Consider the following 14,978-nt stretch of genomic DNA (forward strand, 5'->3'; position numbering starts at 1 on the left):
GTGAGGAATAAAGATGGAAATAAGAGTTTTAAGATATTTCTTAACAGTTGCACGAGAAGAAAATATCACAAAAGCTGCAGAGATACTTCATATTACTCAGCCAACTTTATCTCTTAAATTAGCTAATTTAGAAAAGGAATTAGGAGTTCAATTGTTTAATGGAAGAAACATCAGATATTTCTAAAGTAGCAGCAAAATTCATTGAAATAATTATAAATGCTTTAAAGTCATAGATAATAATAAAGAATAGGCATTAGATATATTAAACACTTTAAGATAAAATATATATAACCATTTTTTGTAATAACTTAATAGCTTAAAAAGTTTGTTTTAAAACTAACTTTAATAATATAATAAACTAATAATAGTAATGGAGGAGAAAATATGAATAGTAAAAAATTAGGTTTTGGATTAATGAGATTACCTTCATTGGATGAAAATGATCCATCAAAGATTGATATTGAACAGACAAAACAAATGGTAGATACTTTTTTAGAGAGAGGATTTACTTATTTTGATACGGCTTGGATGTATTGTGGTTTTAATAGTGAAAATGCTGCAAAAGAAGCATTAGTAGCTCGTCATCCCCGTGATAGTTTTACATTAACGACAAAGCTTCATTCTGGATTTATAAAGACAAAGGAAGATAGAGATCGTATATTTAATGAGCAATTAAAGAAAACAGGTGTTGAGTATTTTGATTATTATTTATTACATGATATTAACACTCATAGTATTGAAGTTTATAATAGGTTAGATTGTTTCAATTGGATACTTGAAAAGAAAAAACAAGGTTTGGTTAAAACTATTGGTTTTTCTTTCCATGATGGCCCTGAATTATTAGACAAAGTTTTAACTGAACATCCAGAGTTTGAAGTTGTTCAGCTGCAAATTAATTATTTAGATTGGGATAGTGCTGGTGTCCAATCACGTAAATGTTATGAAGTGGCTACAAAGCATAATAAACCAGTTATTGTTATGGAACCTGTAAAAGGTGGAACTTTAGCAAATGTACCTATTGAAGTTGAAAAGATGTTTAAAGATTATGCTCCTTATATGTCTATTCCTTCGTGGGCAATTCGTTTTGCTGCAAGTTTGGATAATGTGATGATGGTATTAAGTGGTATGTCCAATATAGAGCAATTATTAGATAATACTAATTACATGAGAGATTTTAAACCGCTAAATGATAAAGAGTATGAACTTATTCATAAAGCTGTTGATATTATTAATTCAACCATTGCAATACCTTGTACTGGCTGTTCATATTGTACAGATGGATGTCCTATGAATATACCAATACCTAAATATTTTTCTTTATATAATGCAGATTTACAAGAAGTTAAAGAAAAAGGCTGGACACCACAAGGTGAATATTATGCAAACCTAACAAAAACATTTGGTAAAGCAAGTGATTGTATAGAATGTGGACAATGTGAAGGAGTATGTCCTCAACATTTACATATTATTGATGATCTTAAACGAGTTGCTAAATATTTTGAAAAATGATTTTACTTTATTGATAGAATAATTTCAAGGATTTGTTTATAAGTTATTTAATATTATAATTAATTTACAATAGGCTGTAAATTAATTTCCACTATACAATTTATAGTGTTTCTAAATTTACATTACAAATATATATATTTATATAGTGGTAAATATTTAATAAAAAGACTTTTATGAGATAATAATATTATTTTTTAAAATTTAAAAAGATTAACAGAAAATTAAACCTCTGTTAATCTTTTTCTATTTCAATGCCATATTTTTTACATTTCAATGCCACAGTTCTATGGGTAATGCCCAAAGCTTTTCCAGCCTTATTATAGCTTTTGTATTTTTTCATAGCTATAGTTATAATTTCCTTTTCGTATTCTTCAAGTGGAAGAAGTTCTTCATTAACTAAATTTATTAAAGATTCACTGTTTGATGATGAGTTGTTTATATAAAAAGGAAGATCTTTACAAGTTATAATAGAACCATCACACATATTTATAGCACGTTCAATTATATTTTGAAGTTCACGGATATTACCTGGCCAATGATATTTATAAAATTTATCTAAACATTCTGAAGAAATTCCTGTTATTTTTTTATTTAAATTTTTGCTTAAATTTTTTATAAAATACTCTGTAAGCGAATTTATATCTGACTTTCTATCTCTAAGAGGAGGAAGAGTTATTGATAATACATTTAACCTATAATATAAATCTTCTCTAAATTCACCTTTTTCTATCATTTCTTCAAGATTTCTATTTGTTGCAGCAATAACTCTTACATCTACTTTATGTGTTTCAACTCCGCCTACACTTTCAAATTCTTTTTCTTGAAGTACTCTTAAAAGTTTAACTTGCATAGATTTTGGCATATCCCCTATTTCATCTAAAAATATGGTACCGCCATCTGCAATTTTAAATTTACCAGGTTTACTTTTAATAGCACCAGTAAAAGCTCCCTTTTCATGACCGAAGAGTTCACTTTCAAGAAGATTTTCAGGAATAGATGCACAATTAACTTTTACAAAAGGTTTATCTGCTCTATTGCTATGATTATGTATAGCTTTAGCAATAAGTTCTTTACCAGTTCCGCTTTCTCCCCTTATTAAAACTGTTGATGTAGAAAGAGATGCCTTTTCTGCAATAATAAGAGCTTCTCTTAAATTGCTGCTAGAACCTATTATATTATAGAAAGAACTATTTAATTTAGTATGTTTTTTTAATTCTTCTTTATAATAATTTAATTCTTCTTTATAATTTTCAAGTTTTCTTGCAAGATCTGAAATATCTTGAAAAACGCCAATAGCACCAATTACTTTATCATTTAAAAAAATTGGAGAACGGTTAGATATAACTATTGTATCTTTAATTTCTATAGTTTCTCCTATACTTTTTTCTTTATTTTTTATAGTATCAGAAAGCTTGGAAGAAGGAATTATATCTTTTATATTTCTTCCTAAAACTTCTTTAGGATTCTTTTTTAAAATATTTAAAATATAAGAATTAGCAGAAGTTATGTTACTATTTATATCTATAATAATTATTCCAAGAGGAAGACTTTGAATTATCTGTTCATTTGCTATAGTACTTTCTTCAATTAATTTATCTATATTTGACATATTAGAAGAAGTTTCGTTTTCGATTTGAGTATTTATAAAATTTGAAAGCTCAAGCACAGCTTTTCTTCCATTTAAATTATCTTCTTTACATGAAATTTCAATTATTTCATTTTGTTTAATTTTTAAAGACAAAAGAGCAAGCATGCTTAATGCTATAGGTTCTTTACTTTCCATAGTTCTTATATATAAATTTATATTATATTTTCCTTTAAGTTCAGCAGCTTTATTAACTATTATAGCTGCAATTCTAGTATGTATTCCATAACGTGAATTTACTACAACACTATTTTTATACATAAAACCCTCCTCTTGATAAAAAATATCAATAACAATTATAAATATGATAAAAAGTATCAACTATATAATACATTAAACAAAACAGCATGTCCACATTAATTTATAATAATTTTATAATAAAAAAATATAGTTTACAAATAATAAACTATAAGAATGATGATAAAAAATATCAACAATATTTTAAAAAATATTGATAATAAATAAGTGTAGAATTGGCACGAATTTTGCTATTAAATTAGTATGATATATTTTAGTATGGAGGTAAAAGACATGAAAAAAGGAATTGCAGCTTCAAGAGGATATGCCATTGGAAAAGTTGTTTTAAAAGAAAAAAATGAAGAGGTAATAGTAGAAAAAAATATACAAAATGTACAAGAAGAAAAAAATAGACTTCAAGACGCTGTAAATGCCTCTAGAGAGCAATTGGAGAAAATAAGGGAAAAAGCAGAAAAAGAAATGGGAGCAGATAAAGCAGCTGTATTTAGCAGTCATATAATGCTTTTAGATGATCCTGAATTTATAGGAAGTATTGAATCTAAAATAGAAACAAATAAGATTAATGCTGAAAAAGCTTTAAAAGATGTAGTAGATATGTATATGGACATTTTTGCAGCTATGGAAGATGAATACATGAAAGAAAGAGCAGCAGATATAAAAGATGTTGGTGATAGAATTACCAATAATCTTTTAGGAAAAGGTGCAGAAGGAATGAATATTTCTTTTAATAATGCAGTTATAGTTGCTCATGATTTAACTCCTTCTGATACTGCTTCACTTGATAAAAGTAAGGTAGTGGCTTTTTTAACAGATATAGGAGGAAGAACATCTCATAGTGCTATAATGGCTAGAACTTTAGAAATACCTGCTATAGTTGGCTTAGGAGATATAACTAACTGTGTTAAAAATGGAGATACTGTCATAGTAGATGGAATAGAAGGAATAGTTATAGCAAATCCATCTGCTGCTCAAATTGAAGAATATAAAGTTAAAATGGAACAATTTGAAAAAGAAAAACAAGAACTAAAAAAATTAGTAGAAGTAAAAACAAAAACAAAATCAGGCAAAAGAATTGAAGTAGTTGGGAATATAGGTAAAAGCGAAGATATACATAAAGTATTAGAAAATGGTGGAGAAGGTGTAGGTTTATTTAGAACTGAATTTTTATATATGGATAGAGATAGCATGCCTACAGAGGAAGAACAATTTGAATCTTATAAATATGTAGCAGAAAAATTAGAAGGTAAACCATTAGTTATAAGAACTCTTGATATAGGTGGAGATAAAAAACTTCCTTATCTTGAAATGCCAGAAGAAATGAATCCTTTCCTTGGATATAGAGCTATAAGATTATGTCTTGATAGAAAGGATATATTTAAAGTTCAGCTTAGAGCACTTTTAAGAGCTTCAGCTTTTGGAAATATCAAAATAATGTTTCCTATGATTTCTTCAGTTAATGAATTTCTTGAAGCTAAAAAACTTTTAGAAGAATGTAAAGAAGAATTAAGAAAAGAAGGAAAAGCTTTCAATGATAATATAGAAACAGGAATAATGGTAGAAATACCTGCTACTGCTGTTATTGCGGATGAATTTGCAAAATATGTTGATTTCTTTAGCATAGGAACAAATGATTTAATTCAATATACTTTAGCAGCAGATAGAATGAATGAAAAAGTTTCTTATATATATGATCCAATGCATCCAGCAGTTTTAAAACTTATAAAAATGACTATAGATGCAGCTCATAAAGCAGGAAAATGGTGTGGTATGTGCGGAGAAATGGCAGGAGATGAAAGAGCAATACCTACTTTAGTTGAATATGGTTTAGATGAATTTTCTATGAGTGCTTCATCTATACTTAAAGCTAAACAGATTATTATGAATATGTAATAAACTGCACTATCATAAAATAATAAAGCAGGCACAAATCAAGTGTTTTGGTTTAACTCACTAAAGTTTAACCAAAAGAGATAGGATTTGTGCCTGTTTTGATTTAGAGATAAATTTTATTATATAGATATTAGTAATAAATATTTCAGTAAATTTTTAATAAAAATACCTTTTACATACTTTTTGCAAAATAATCATGATATTATAATTAATAATGATAAAAACTTTATTTTAATATATAAAGAGGTAATAGTTATATGGATAAATCTACTAAATTATATGCAAAGGCAATTAAGTTTTATAATGATGGTTATATAGATAAGTCTTTAGAGTTTTGCGAAAAAAGTATATCTGAAAATTTAAAAAATTCATCAGCCATTAACCTTAAAGGACTTTTATATTATTTAAAGGGAGAACTTGATAATGCACAGGCTTTATGGAATATGAACTATCAAATTAATGAAGATATGGTATCTAAAAAATATTTAGAAGATAGTAAAAATGATAAAGAAAAGAATAAGCTTTATAAAGAAGCTATTAATTATATTAAAGAAATAAAGATAAAAGAGGCTTTGTATAAACTTGAAAGTTGCCTTGAAAGTGATTTTAATTTTATAAATGTAAATAATTCTATTGCCTTTTGTTATATTAAACTTGGCGAGTATAATAAGGCTGAAATTTTTATAGAAAAAGTGTTAAATATAGATAAAAATAATAAAACAGCTCTTTCTTTAAAAAAAGAACTTATAGATTTTGGAATTATTAAAAATAAATCATACAATAGATACTTTGTACCTATAATAATTTTAAGTTTAATATTTATAATTTCTAGTGCATTTATAAAAATTTCAAAAAAAACTAAAGATTATAGTAAAAACATAGAAAGCATAAATAATAATTCAAGTAATAAAATTCAAAATAATATGAGCATAAAAAATGATTTAAAAGATGAAAGTGAAAATAAAAATGAAGAAATAAAAGAGAATTCTTATAAAATTTTTCCTAAAGAAGATATAAATAAAGCTTTAGAAAATAAAGATTACGAAAAACTTTACAATATAGTATCAAATTTAAAAAATGATAATACATCATATGAAAATGCAAGATTAATTGCAAAAGCTGAAGAAATTTTAAAAAATAATGGAGTTTTATATTTTTATAATAAAGGGAGAGAATATTTATCTTTAAAAGATTACACTAAAGCTATAGAAAATTTAAATAAAGCTTATATATATGGAAGTGGAAGCTATCTATATCCTCATATAAATTATATGATTGGTTTAACATATAAAGAAATGGGGAATATAGAAAATGCGATAAAATATTATAAAGAATATGATAGCAAATATCCAAATGGAGATTATGAAGAAACAGTGCTTTATGAGCTTATTTTAATATATAAAGATATAGATTATGAAGTTTCTAAAAATTATGCAAGAAAATTGATTAAATTATATCCTAAATCTATTTATAATAATTCTATAGTTAAAGAAATACTAAAAAATAATTAAATTTTAATAATTATAAATTATTAAAATATTCTCAATAGGATGAGAATATAAGCTTTTATTATCCTTTACAAATTTTAGGTGTGATGTTATAATAAACGACAATAAATATGTATGGAAAATTTATCTTAAATTATACATTTAGTGTATAAAATATATCGTTTAAGAAGGTGAAAACATTTGAAAAAGTTATATGGTTTACTGGGCGGAAAACTTTCTCATAGTTTTTCGCCTGAAATTCATTCAATTATATTTGAAAAAACTAATACTGATGCTTATTATCATTTATTTGAAATAAAAAAAGAAGACATTAAACACGCTGTAAAAGCTCTTCAAGTTTTAGGGGTAGCAGGTGTAAATGTTACTATTCCTTATAAAGTAGAAATTATGGAATTTTTAGATGAAATATCAATCGAAGCCAAAAAGATAGGTGCTATAAATACAATAGTATTTAAAGATAATAAGACTTATGGATATAATACTGATTATTATGGATTTGGAATGACACTTGATAAGTTTAATGTTAATGTAAAAGATAAAAAAATAGTATTATTAGGCACTGGTGGGGTTTCAAAAGCAATAGTTCAATATCTTTATGATAATAATGCAAAAGAAATAACATATGTTACAAGAGATAAAAATAAATTTTGTGGAAATAAAAATAAAATTATAGACTATAATGAACTAAATAATATAAAAAATCAAGATATAATTATAAACTGTACGCCATGTGGAATGTTTCCTAACATTGAAGAATCTCCTGTAAACAAAGAAATTTTTGAAAATTATACTACAGCAATAGATTTAATTTATAATCCTAAAGAAACTAAATTTTTAAAATATGCTTATGAAAAAAAACTTAAAACTATAAACGGATTATATATGCTTATTGCTCAAGCTGTAAAATCGCAAGAGTTATGGATGAATAAAAAAATTGAAAAGAAAGTTGTAGATGAAGTTTATGAAAAATTTAAATAAAAATATTGTATTTATAGGTATGCCAGGATGTGGGAAATCAACAATTGGCAAAATAGTGTCACAAAAAATTAATATGAAATTTTGTGATTTAGACAGTTATATTGAAGAAAGAGAAAATATGACAATAGATGAAATTTTTAAATATGGTGAAACTTATTTTAGAGACATAGAAGAAAAGTCTGTAAAAGAAATCAGCAAATTAAAAGGCTATGTTATTTCTGCTGGGGGGGGTATTGTATTAAGAAAAACAAATATTGATTTTTTAAAAGAAAATGGAATTATAATTTTTATAAATAGACCAGTAGATAAAATAGCTCTTGATATAGATGTTTCTAAAAGACCACTTCTTAAGGAAGAAAAGAACAAATTATACAAACTTTACGAAGAAAGATATAATCTATACAAAAAATATTGTGATTTTGAAGTAGAAAATTCTGGAACAATTGAAGAATCTATAAATAAAATAATAAAAATATTAGAAGGTGATTTATAATGAAAATACTTATTATTAATGGTCCTAATATTAATATGCTTGGTATAAGAGAAAAAAATATTTATGGTAGTGAAAGCTTTGATAATATGTGTAAATATCTTAATGAAAAAGCAAAGGAATTAAATATAGAATTAGATATGGTTCAAAGCAATATAGAAGGAGAAATAATAAATTTTATTCAAGATGCATATGGAAAATATGATGGAATAATAATTAATCCTGGAGCATATACACATTATAGTATAGCTATATATGACGCAATTTTAAGTGTAAATATAAAAACTATTGAGGTACATATAAGTAATATACATAAAAGAGAAGAATTTAGGAGAAAATCTGTAATAGCACCAGCTTGCATTGGACAGATATGTGGTTTTGGGATTTTTGGATATGTTATGGCTATGGAAGCTATTTTACATAACGAAAAATCTTTGTAAAAATAATATTAGATATAACAATTATTATTAAATAATTGTTACAAGTATTGATTTTTATAAAAATATAAGTTAAAATTATAATATGATTATACCCCTATTGGGTATAACAAATATAGGAGGGATAAAAATGATTAAAGAAGTAATGGATAATAATTTTAATGAAGAAATAAACGCAGGTAATATGCCTGTAGTAGTTGATTTTTGGGCTCCATGGTGTGGACCATGTAAGATGTTAGGACCAGTTTTAGAGGAACTTGAGAGAGAATATGAAGGAAGGGTAAAATTCATAAAGGTGAATGTAGATAATAATCCTATAGTTTCACAAAAATTTAGAATTGCAAGTATACCAACAGTTATGGTATTTAAAAATGGCGAAGTTAAAGACCAAATAATTGGATTTAGACCAAAGGATGCTATGAAAGAATTTATTGAAAAACATATTTAAAAGCATATTTTAATACAAATGAGGTGGATCACGTGGCTGATAGATATGATATAGCTATAGTAGGCAGTGGACCAGCTGGTATATCAGCTGCAATTAATGCTAAAATAAGAAATAAAAATATAATAATATTTGGAAGCAAAAATTTAAGTGCAAAGCTTTATAAAGCACCTAAAATAAATAATTATTTAGGCTTTCCAGAAATATCAGGTGAAATTTTAAAAAAAGAATTTGAAAAACATCTTGATAAAATGAATATTAATATAACTTATGAAAGAATAAATGCTGTTTATTCTATGGGAGACTATTTTACCTTGATGGTAAATGAAAAAGTATATGAGTCTACTGCCTTAATTTTAGCCACAGGTGTAGAGTATACAAAATCTATTAAAGGTGAAGAAGAATTTTTAGGAAAAGGTGTAGGGTATTGTGCTACTTGTGATGCACCGCTTTATAAAGGTAAAATAGTCACAATTATAGGATATAACAATGAAGGTGAAGAAGATGCAAATTATGTAAGTGAACTTGCGTCTAAAACTTATTATCTTCCAATGTATAAAGGAGAATATAAGCTTAAAGAAAAAATTGAATTATTAAATGGTAAACCTATAGAAATTAAAGGTAATAATTTTGTATCAAAGTTAATTTTAAACAATAGAGAAATAGAAACAGATGGAATATTTATTTTAAAAGATAGTGTACCTCCAGGGCAGTTAGTACCTGGACTTCTTATAGAAAACTCTCATATAAAAGTAAATAGAAATATGGAAACAAATATAAAAGGGTGTTATGCTGCTGGAGATTGTGTTGGCAGACCATACCAATACATGAAGGCTGCTGGAGAAGGTCAAGTAGCAGCTTTAAATGCAGTAGCTTATATTGACTCTTTAAAGAAACTTTAAAATAAAAATAGCCGCAAGTTAAGTGCTTTAATTAAACTTTAATGTTTAAACAAAGAGAAAGCACTTAATTTGCGGCTATTCTTTAGTAAAGAAATTCTATATTTTATTAAATGACTTTACTAAATGTTCATTACACATATGTCATTTACTTTAATTTAATATATAGATATGTTTTTTTAATACATAGATATGAATAATTTATTTTGCGAAAGTTTTTAATGTTACTATTTATTTACGGCAAAAAAAACATGATTGCCTATAGGTTTAATATTAACTTTACTTACTTGATCCATCCATTTTGAAGTTGATATTTTAGGATTATAAAAAAAATGTGCATTATTAGTTGGATCGATGCCTTTTAGTGCGTCTAAAACTGCCTTATAACTTGCCTCATCAGGTATAACATTTATTTTGCCATTTCTAATACAAGAAAAAGCATTTTTTTGTTTTATGACGCCTTCTATAGATTTAGGAAAACCTGTGCTTTTAACCCTGTTTAATATAACTGAAGCCACAGCAACTTTTCCTTCATAAGGTTCTGAGCAGCTTTCTGCATATACTACTTGAGCCATAAGATATAAATCATCTTCAGTTATATTTATAGTTTTATTTTCAGATAGATTAAAAACTTGAACAGTATTTATTTCTTCTTTGTATAGATCGCATTCCATTTCATCTTTTGCACTAACTTTAGACCAAGGAATAGTTAAAATAACACAAATAAGAAATAATATAAAAATAGTTTTTTTCATTATTTTCCTCCTTTTACCTACGGGGTTAGCTGACGGGTTCGGTAAAGGCATAACCTACGAAAAACGATTCACCCCAAAAAAGTGGTTTCCCCGCGTTTTTAAAACTTAGGCTAGGATTATTATTCCACAGTTTTAAAAAATAATACAAAATTGTTTAAAAAAATCAGCATACTATTTTTATAGTATGCCAAGTAATATTTTTAGTATGCAAATTAATAGAGAAATTATATGTTAAAGATTATTTAAAATATAATTTTTAGTGGTAGTATCTAGTAAAATAATAATCCTCACTGGTTAGATAAAAGATATTTTCTGCTTAGATTATTATTTTACTAGAGATTCGAATTTTTAAATTCATTGTAAGATTTTAAAAATTTATTATAATTTGTTTCTACTGTATTAAATAAAGAATTACTGTCTTTATAAAGATTATTAATAAATTGAGAAGAAGGATTAGATATTGATTCATCCTGATTTTGCTTTAAATCTATAAATTTTTGAAGATAAGTTTCATAATTTTCAATAACTTCATTTAAAAGTTTATATGTTTCTAATGCTTTAGGCGGAATACTTATATTTGAAAAATCTTGTTTTAAAATATAAAGTTCATCACTTTTATTAGATGCAATAGAAATAATGTTATTTAAATCTTTATTTTCATCTAATAACTGGGGAGAAAAATCTATTTTTATAGAGGAAAATTTAGATATAATTAGATCCATATTGTTTATAAATTCAATATTTTGATTTAAAGATATTTCTTTATCTTTTGTAATTCTAGCCATAGTGTTTGCATAATTTAAAGTGTTATTAATAAAATTTATACAATTTGAGGATAAAGAAACTTTCATTTTTTTTGAATTTATTTTTGAATAATAATTTAAACAATCATCACGATACTTTTTCAAATTATCTGCAGCTACATTTACATCTTTTCCTTCAGGATCTTTCAATATAGCTTCAGCTTGTCTAAATATAAGTATATTTTTTTCTAAACCATTCATTAAATTAGTATGGTCTGATTTATACTTTTCTTCTGGAACCATCTTATCAAAATTATTTTTAATATTATTAAGTTTTTCAACATATTGAGGCATACTCTCCCTTAAATTTTCAAGTTTTTTTGCATTAAGTGCTTGCCCTAAATTGTATTTCCCCATTTCATCATTTATAATGTTTAATTCTTTTATATTGTTTTTAATGTTTTTTTCATAAGAACTTGAAGAATTATTTATAAATATAAAATATGTTTCATAAAAAATTACTCCAATTAAAATTATAAAAACTAAAATTTCAAAAATAAATAATTTATTTTTCTTGATTTTTTTATTTTCCAAAATTATCACCAACCCTTTAAATGTAAACTTATTTTACTATCATTTGTACTTATATATAAATATTCCATTATAATCTTAAAAATTACTTTTATTATATATAAAACATAAAAATTAGATACAATCTAGTAAAATAATAATCCCAGCAGGGAATGTCTTTTGCCTGACTAGAGAAGATTATTATTTTACTAGATATTAACACTAAACTTTAAATATTAGTCTAGTAAAATAATAATCCGAGCAGGGAATATCTTTTGCCTGACCAGAGAGAATTATTATTTTACTAGATATTAACACTAAACTTTAAATATTAGTCTAGTAAAATAATAATCCGAGCAGGGAATATCTTTTGCCTGACCAGAGAGAATTATTATTTTACTAGATATTAACACTAAACTTTAAATATTAGTCTAGTAAAATAATAATCCGAGCAGGGAATATCTTTTGCTTGACCAGAGAAGATTATTATTTTACTAGATATTAACACTAAACTTTAAATATTAGTCTAGTAAATAATAATCCGAGCAGGGAATATCTTTTGCCTGACCAGAGAGGATTATTATTTTACTAGACTAAACATAGACTAAACACCAAACTTTAAAATTTATACAGAATTTAAATATTATGAACATAAGTTGATTAAAGTTAAAAAAATTAGCAATAATTTTATACTATAAAAGGATGTGTTGGTGTATAATTGTATATAAATAGAAGTAGCAAAAATATACAACAAAGGAGGGGGAATTTTGGAAGAATTCTTTAAAATGTTATTAAACAGTATAAAAACTATAAGCGTGTTTTCTATACTGGATATTATTGTGGTATCATATATTTTTTATAAAGCATATATGCTTATAAGAGAAACAAGAGCTGAACAGCTTTTAAAGGGAATACTTTTAATTCTTTTGCTTATACCTATAAGTTCAATTCTTAAACTTACAATGTTAGGCTGGATTTTAAATAAAACAATAACAATAGGTATTCTTACAATTATAATAATATTTCAGCCAGAAATAAGAAGAGCATTAGAACATATAGGAAGAAGTACTTTTACTGAAAAACATCTTTTAGATGATGATGAAGTAATGGAAAGAGTAATTAATGAAGTTGGTGAAGCCGTTGAAAATTTATCTAAATCTAAAACGGGAGCACTTATTGTTATTGAAAATAGAACAGGTCTTGCAGAAGTTATTAATACTGGAACAAAATTAGATGCATTAGTTTCTGCTGCACTTCTTGAAAATATATTTGTAGTTAATACACCTCTTCATGATGGTGCAACAATTATTAGAAATGATAGAATAGTAGCTGCAGGTTGTTTTCTTCCCCTTACAAATAATGAAAATATAAGCAAATTGTTAGGTACTAGACATAGAGCAGGAATAGGAGTATCTGAAGTTTCAGATGCTTTAACTATAATTGTTTCAGAGGAAACAGGGACAATTTCTTTGGCTGTTAATGGGAAACTTACAAGAAATTACACTAAAGAAAGACTTAAAGATATACTTATAAGAATACTTAAAGCTAAACAAAACAAAAAGCTGACTGTTAAGGAAAGGATGGTATTATGGAGCAAAAAAATACGTGGCTAATAAAAATATGCTGTGTAATAGCAGCCTTTTCTTTGTGGCTTTACATAGTTAATGTTGGAGATTATGCTGTTACAAGAACTGTTACAGTACCAGTAGATCTAGTAAATGTTCAATCGGTAACAGAAAGAAAACTTGCTATTTTACCAGGGCAAAAATTTATGGTAACTTTAAATGTTAAAGGTACTCCTTCAGATATAGAACTTAATAAAGATCAATTTAAGGTAGTAGCAGATATGAGCATGTATGCTCTTTCAAAAGGCGAAATTAGAATTCCAGTAATAATAGAAAGACAGCCGGTAAATGTAACTGTGTTAAATAGTGGCTCTTATTATATAAAAGTTGAATTTGATGATTATGTTGAAAAAACTGTACCTGTAAAGTTTAATATAGAGGGAAAATTAAAAGAGGGGTTTTATGCTTTAGAAGAGAGTATTAGTCCAACAGAAGTATCTGTAAGTGGAGCAGCAAGATATGTTAATAAAGTTGTAAGAGCTGAAGCTAGTAAAAATATTGAAAACTTAGATAAAGATTTAAATTTAAGATTGCCTCTTAAAGCTGTGGATGATTCAGGTAAAGAAGTAGAAAATGTAAATTTAAATATAAATGTTGTAGAAGTTAAAATACCTATAAAAGAGACTAAAACTCTTCCTGTAAAAATTAATACTAAAGGAACTCTAAAGAAAGATATACATTTAAAATCTTTAACTGCTGTACCTGATAAAATAGAAGTAGTTTTAAAAAATGATACAAATAATATAACATATATTGAAACAGAACCTATAGACTTAAGTTCTATAACTTCAAGCGAAGAAATACCAGTTAAAATAATACCTAAAGAAGGAGTAATTTTATTAAATAACGATAATATTATTAAAGTGAAAGCTATAGTTGAAAAAGTAGAAAGCAAAACACTTACAAAGGATATATCTATAAAAAATTTGAATGATAATTTTACAGCATCTTTAAGCAGTGTAAAAGCTAATATTACTGTATTAGGATTAGAGAGCGTAATAGATAAAATCAATAATGAAAATATTAATTGTTTTATAGATTTAAGTTCGTTAAATTCTGAAGGAGAATATAGTATAAAAGTAAATACTTCAATACCATATGATCTTTCTAATATAACTGTAAATCCAGAAACTATAAAGGTTGTTTTAAAGAAAAAAGAAACTCAGACAGTTAATGATCCATCACAAAATGTAAATACAACACCAATTCAGGGAGGACAATAGGAT

At 25.6% G+C, this 14,978-nt stretch carries 13 protein-coding genes, 1 pseudogene and 1 riboswitch; of the genes and pseudogenes, 11 read left to right on the top strand and 3 right to left on the bottom strand.

Annotated elements, in window-relative coordinates:
- Positions 1-13: 13 nt before the first annotated feature.
- Both B5D11_RS06585 and B5D11_RS06590 read left to right on the top strand, forming a co-directional pair.
- Positions 14-157 (top strand): annotated as a pseudogene (locus tag B5D11_RS06585) (LysR family transcriptional regulator); the annotation flags it as partial.
- 227 nt (positions 158-384) lie between these two features.
- Positions 385-1,509 (top strand): aldo/keto reductase, encoded by a 1,125-nt coding sequence (locus B5D11_RS06590; RefSeq protein WP_078682258.1) that lies wholly within the window; start codon positions 385-387, stop codon positions 1,507-1,509.
- A gap of 232 nt (positions 1,510-1,741) precedes the next feature.
- Here the strand turns inward: B5D11_RS06590 and B5D11_RS06595 are convergent, their stop codons facing one another.
- Positions 1,742-3,415 carry a sigma-54 interaction domain-containing protein gene (locus B5D11_RS06595; RefSeq protein WP_078682259.1) on the bottom strand — a complete coding sequence of 558 codons (1,674 nt, stop codon included), beginning with the start codon at positions 3,413-3,415 and terminating at the stop codon, positions 1,742-1,744.
- Positions 3,416-3,685: 270 nt separating this feature from the next.
- Between B5D11_RS06595 and ptsP the strand changes: the two genes are divergently transcribed.
- From ptsP to B5D11_RS06630, 7 genes are all read left to right on the top strand, one after another.
- Positions 3,686-5,302 carry a phosphoenolpyruvate--protein phosphotransferase gene (gene ptsP, locus B5D11_RS06600; protein ID WP_078682260.1) on the top strand — a complete coding sequence of 539 codons (1,617 nt, stop codon included), beginning with the start codon at positions 3,686-3,688 and terminating at the stop codon, positions 5,300-5,302.
- Between the two features lie 257 nt (positions 5,303-5,559).
- Positions 5,560-6,813, top strand: coding sequence for a tetratricopeptide repeat protein (locus B5D11_RS06605; protein WP_078682261.1), 1,254 nt, complete (start codon positions 5,560-5,562; stop codon positions 6,811-6,813).
- 177 nt (positions 6,814-6,990) lie between these two features.
- Positions 6,991-7,788 carry a shikimate dehydrogenase gene (gene aroE / locus B5D11_RS06610; RefSeq protein ID WP_078682262.1) on the top strand — a complete coding sequence of 266 codons (798 nt, stop codon included), beginning with the start codon at positions 6,991-6,993 and terminating at the stop codon, positions 7,786-7,788.
- Positions 7,772-8,281: a shikimate kinase gene (locus tag B5D11_RS06615; protein ID WP_078682350.1), complete on the top strand. Its 510-nt coding sequence runs from the start codon at positions 7,772-7,774 to the stop codon at positions 8,279-8,281. The genes aroE and B5D11_RS06615 overlap by 17 nt, the downstream gene beginning before the upstream one ends.
- Positions 8,281-8,718, top strand: coding sequence for a type II 3-dehydroquinate dehydratase (gene aroQ, locus B5D11_RS06620; protein WP_078682263.1), 438 nt, complete (start codon positions 8,281-8,283; stop codon positions 8,716-8,718). Before B5D11_RS06615 ends, aroQ begins: the two co-directional genes overlap by 1 nt.
- Positions 8,719-8,845: 127 nt before the next feature.
- Positions 8,846-9,163, top strand: a complete 318-nt coding sequence (gene trxA, locus B5D11_RS06625; RefSeq protein ID WP_078682264.1) for a thioredoxin — start codon at positions 8,846-8,848, stop codon at positions 9,161-9,163.
- 32 nt (positions 9,164-9,195) lie between these two features.
- Entirely contained in the window at positions 9,196-10,062 is an 867-nt protein-coding gene (locus B5D11_RS06630; protein WP_078682265.1) for an NAD(P)/FAD-dependent oxidoreductase, read from the top strand.
- 224 nt (positions 10,063-10,286) lie between these two features.
- Here B5D11_RS06630 and B5D11_RS06635 read toward each other — a convergent pair whose 3' ends face one another.
- On the bottom strand, positions 10,287-10,814 hold the full coding sequence (locus B5D11_RS06635) for a cell wall hydrolase (RefSeq protein WP_078682266.1): 528 nt from the start codon (positions 10,812-10,814) through the stop codon (positions 10,287-10,289).
- Positions 10,814-10,936: riboswitch (cyclic di-AMP (ydaO/yuaA leader) on the bottom strand. (Overlaps the previous gene by 1 nt.)
- A 210-nt stretch (positions 10,937-11,146) precedes the next feature.
- Positions 11,147-12,151, bottom strand: coding sequence for a hypothetical protein (locus B5D11_RS06640; protein WP_078682267.1), 1,005 nt, complete (start codon positions 12,149-12,151; stop codon positions 11,147-11,149).
- Between the two features lie 761 nt (positions 12,152-12,912).
- On the opposite strand from B5D11_RS06640, the gene cdaA reads away from it, so the two are divergent.
- Positions 12,913-13,740: a diadenylate cyclase CdaA gene (gene cdaA, locus B5D11_RS06645; protein ID WP_078682351.1), complete on the top strand. Its 828-nt coding sequence runs from the start codon at positions 12,913-12,915 to the stop codon at positions 13,738-13,740.
- On the top strand, positions 13,716-14,975 hold the full coding sequence (locus B5D11_RS06650) for a CdaR family protein (RefSeq protein ID WP_078682268.1): 1,260 nt from the start codon (positions 13,716-13,718) through the stop codon (positions 14,973-14,975). Before cdaA ends, B5D11_RS06650 begins: the two co-directional genes overlap by 25 nt.
- The last annotated feature ends 3 nt before the right edge of the window (positions 14,976-14,978 follow it).

This window comes from Clostridium sp. USBA 49 (assembly GCF_900167505.1).
GTDB classification, from domain to species: domain Bacteria; phylum Bacillota; class Clostridia; order Clostridiales; family Clostridiaceae; genus Clostridium_AT; species Clostridium_AT prolinivorans.

Excerpts from the sequence above, each read along its gene's own strand:
- B5D11_RS06590 (WP_078682258.1), top strand. The coding sequence starts at position 385 with ATGAATAGTAAAAAATTAGGTTTTGGATTAATGAGATTACCTTCATTG.
- B5D11_RS06595 (WP_078682259.1), bottom strand. The coding sequence starts at position 3,415 with ATGTATAAAAATAGTGTTGTAGTAAATTCACGTTATGGAATACATACT.
- B5D11_RS06650 (WP_078682268.1), top strand. The coding sequence starts at position 13,716 with ATGGAGCAAAAAAATACGTGGCTAATAAAAATATGCTGTGTAATAGCA.
- cdaA (WP_078682351.1), top strand. The coding sequence starts at position 12,913 with ATGTTATTAAACAGTATAAAAACTATAAGCGTGTTTTCTATACTGGAT.
- trxA (WP_078682264.1), top strand. The coding sequence starts at position 8,846 with ATGATTAAAGAAGTAATGGATAATAATTTTAATGAAGAAATAAACGCA.
- ptsP (WP_078682260.1), top strand. The coding sequence starts at position 3,686 with ATGAAAAAAGGAATTGCAGCTTCAAGAGGATATGCCATTGGAAAAGTT.
- B5D11_RS06605 (WP_078682261.1), top strand. The coding sequence starts at position 5,560 with ATGGATAAATCTACTAAATTATATGCAAAGGCAATTAAGTTTTATAAT.
- aroQ (WP_078682263.1), top strand. The coding sequence starts at position 8,281 with ATGAAAATACTTATTATTAATGGTCCTAATATTAATATGCTTGGTATA.
- B5D11_RS06635 (WP_078682266.1), bottom strand. The coding sequence starts at position 10,814 with ATGAAAAAAACTATTTTTATATTATTTCTTATTTGTGTTATTTTAACT.
- B5D11_RS06615 (WP_078682350.1), top strand. The coding sequence starts at position 7,772 with ATGAAAAATTTAAATAAAAATATTGTATTTATAGGTATGCCAGGATGT.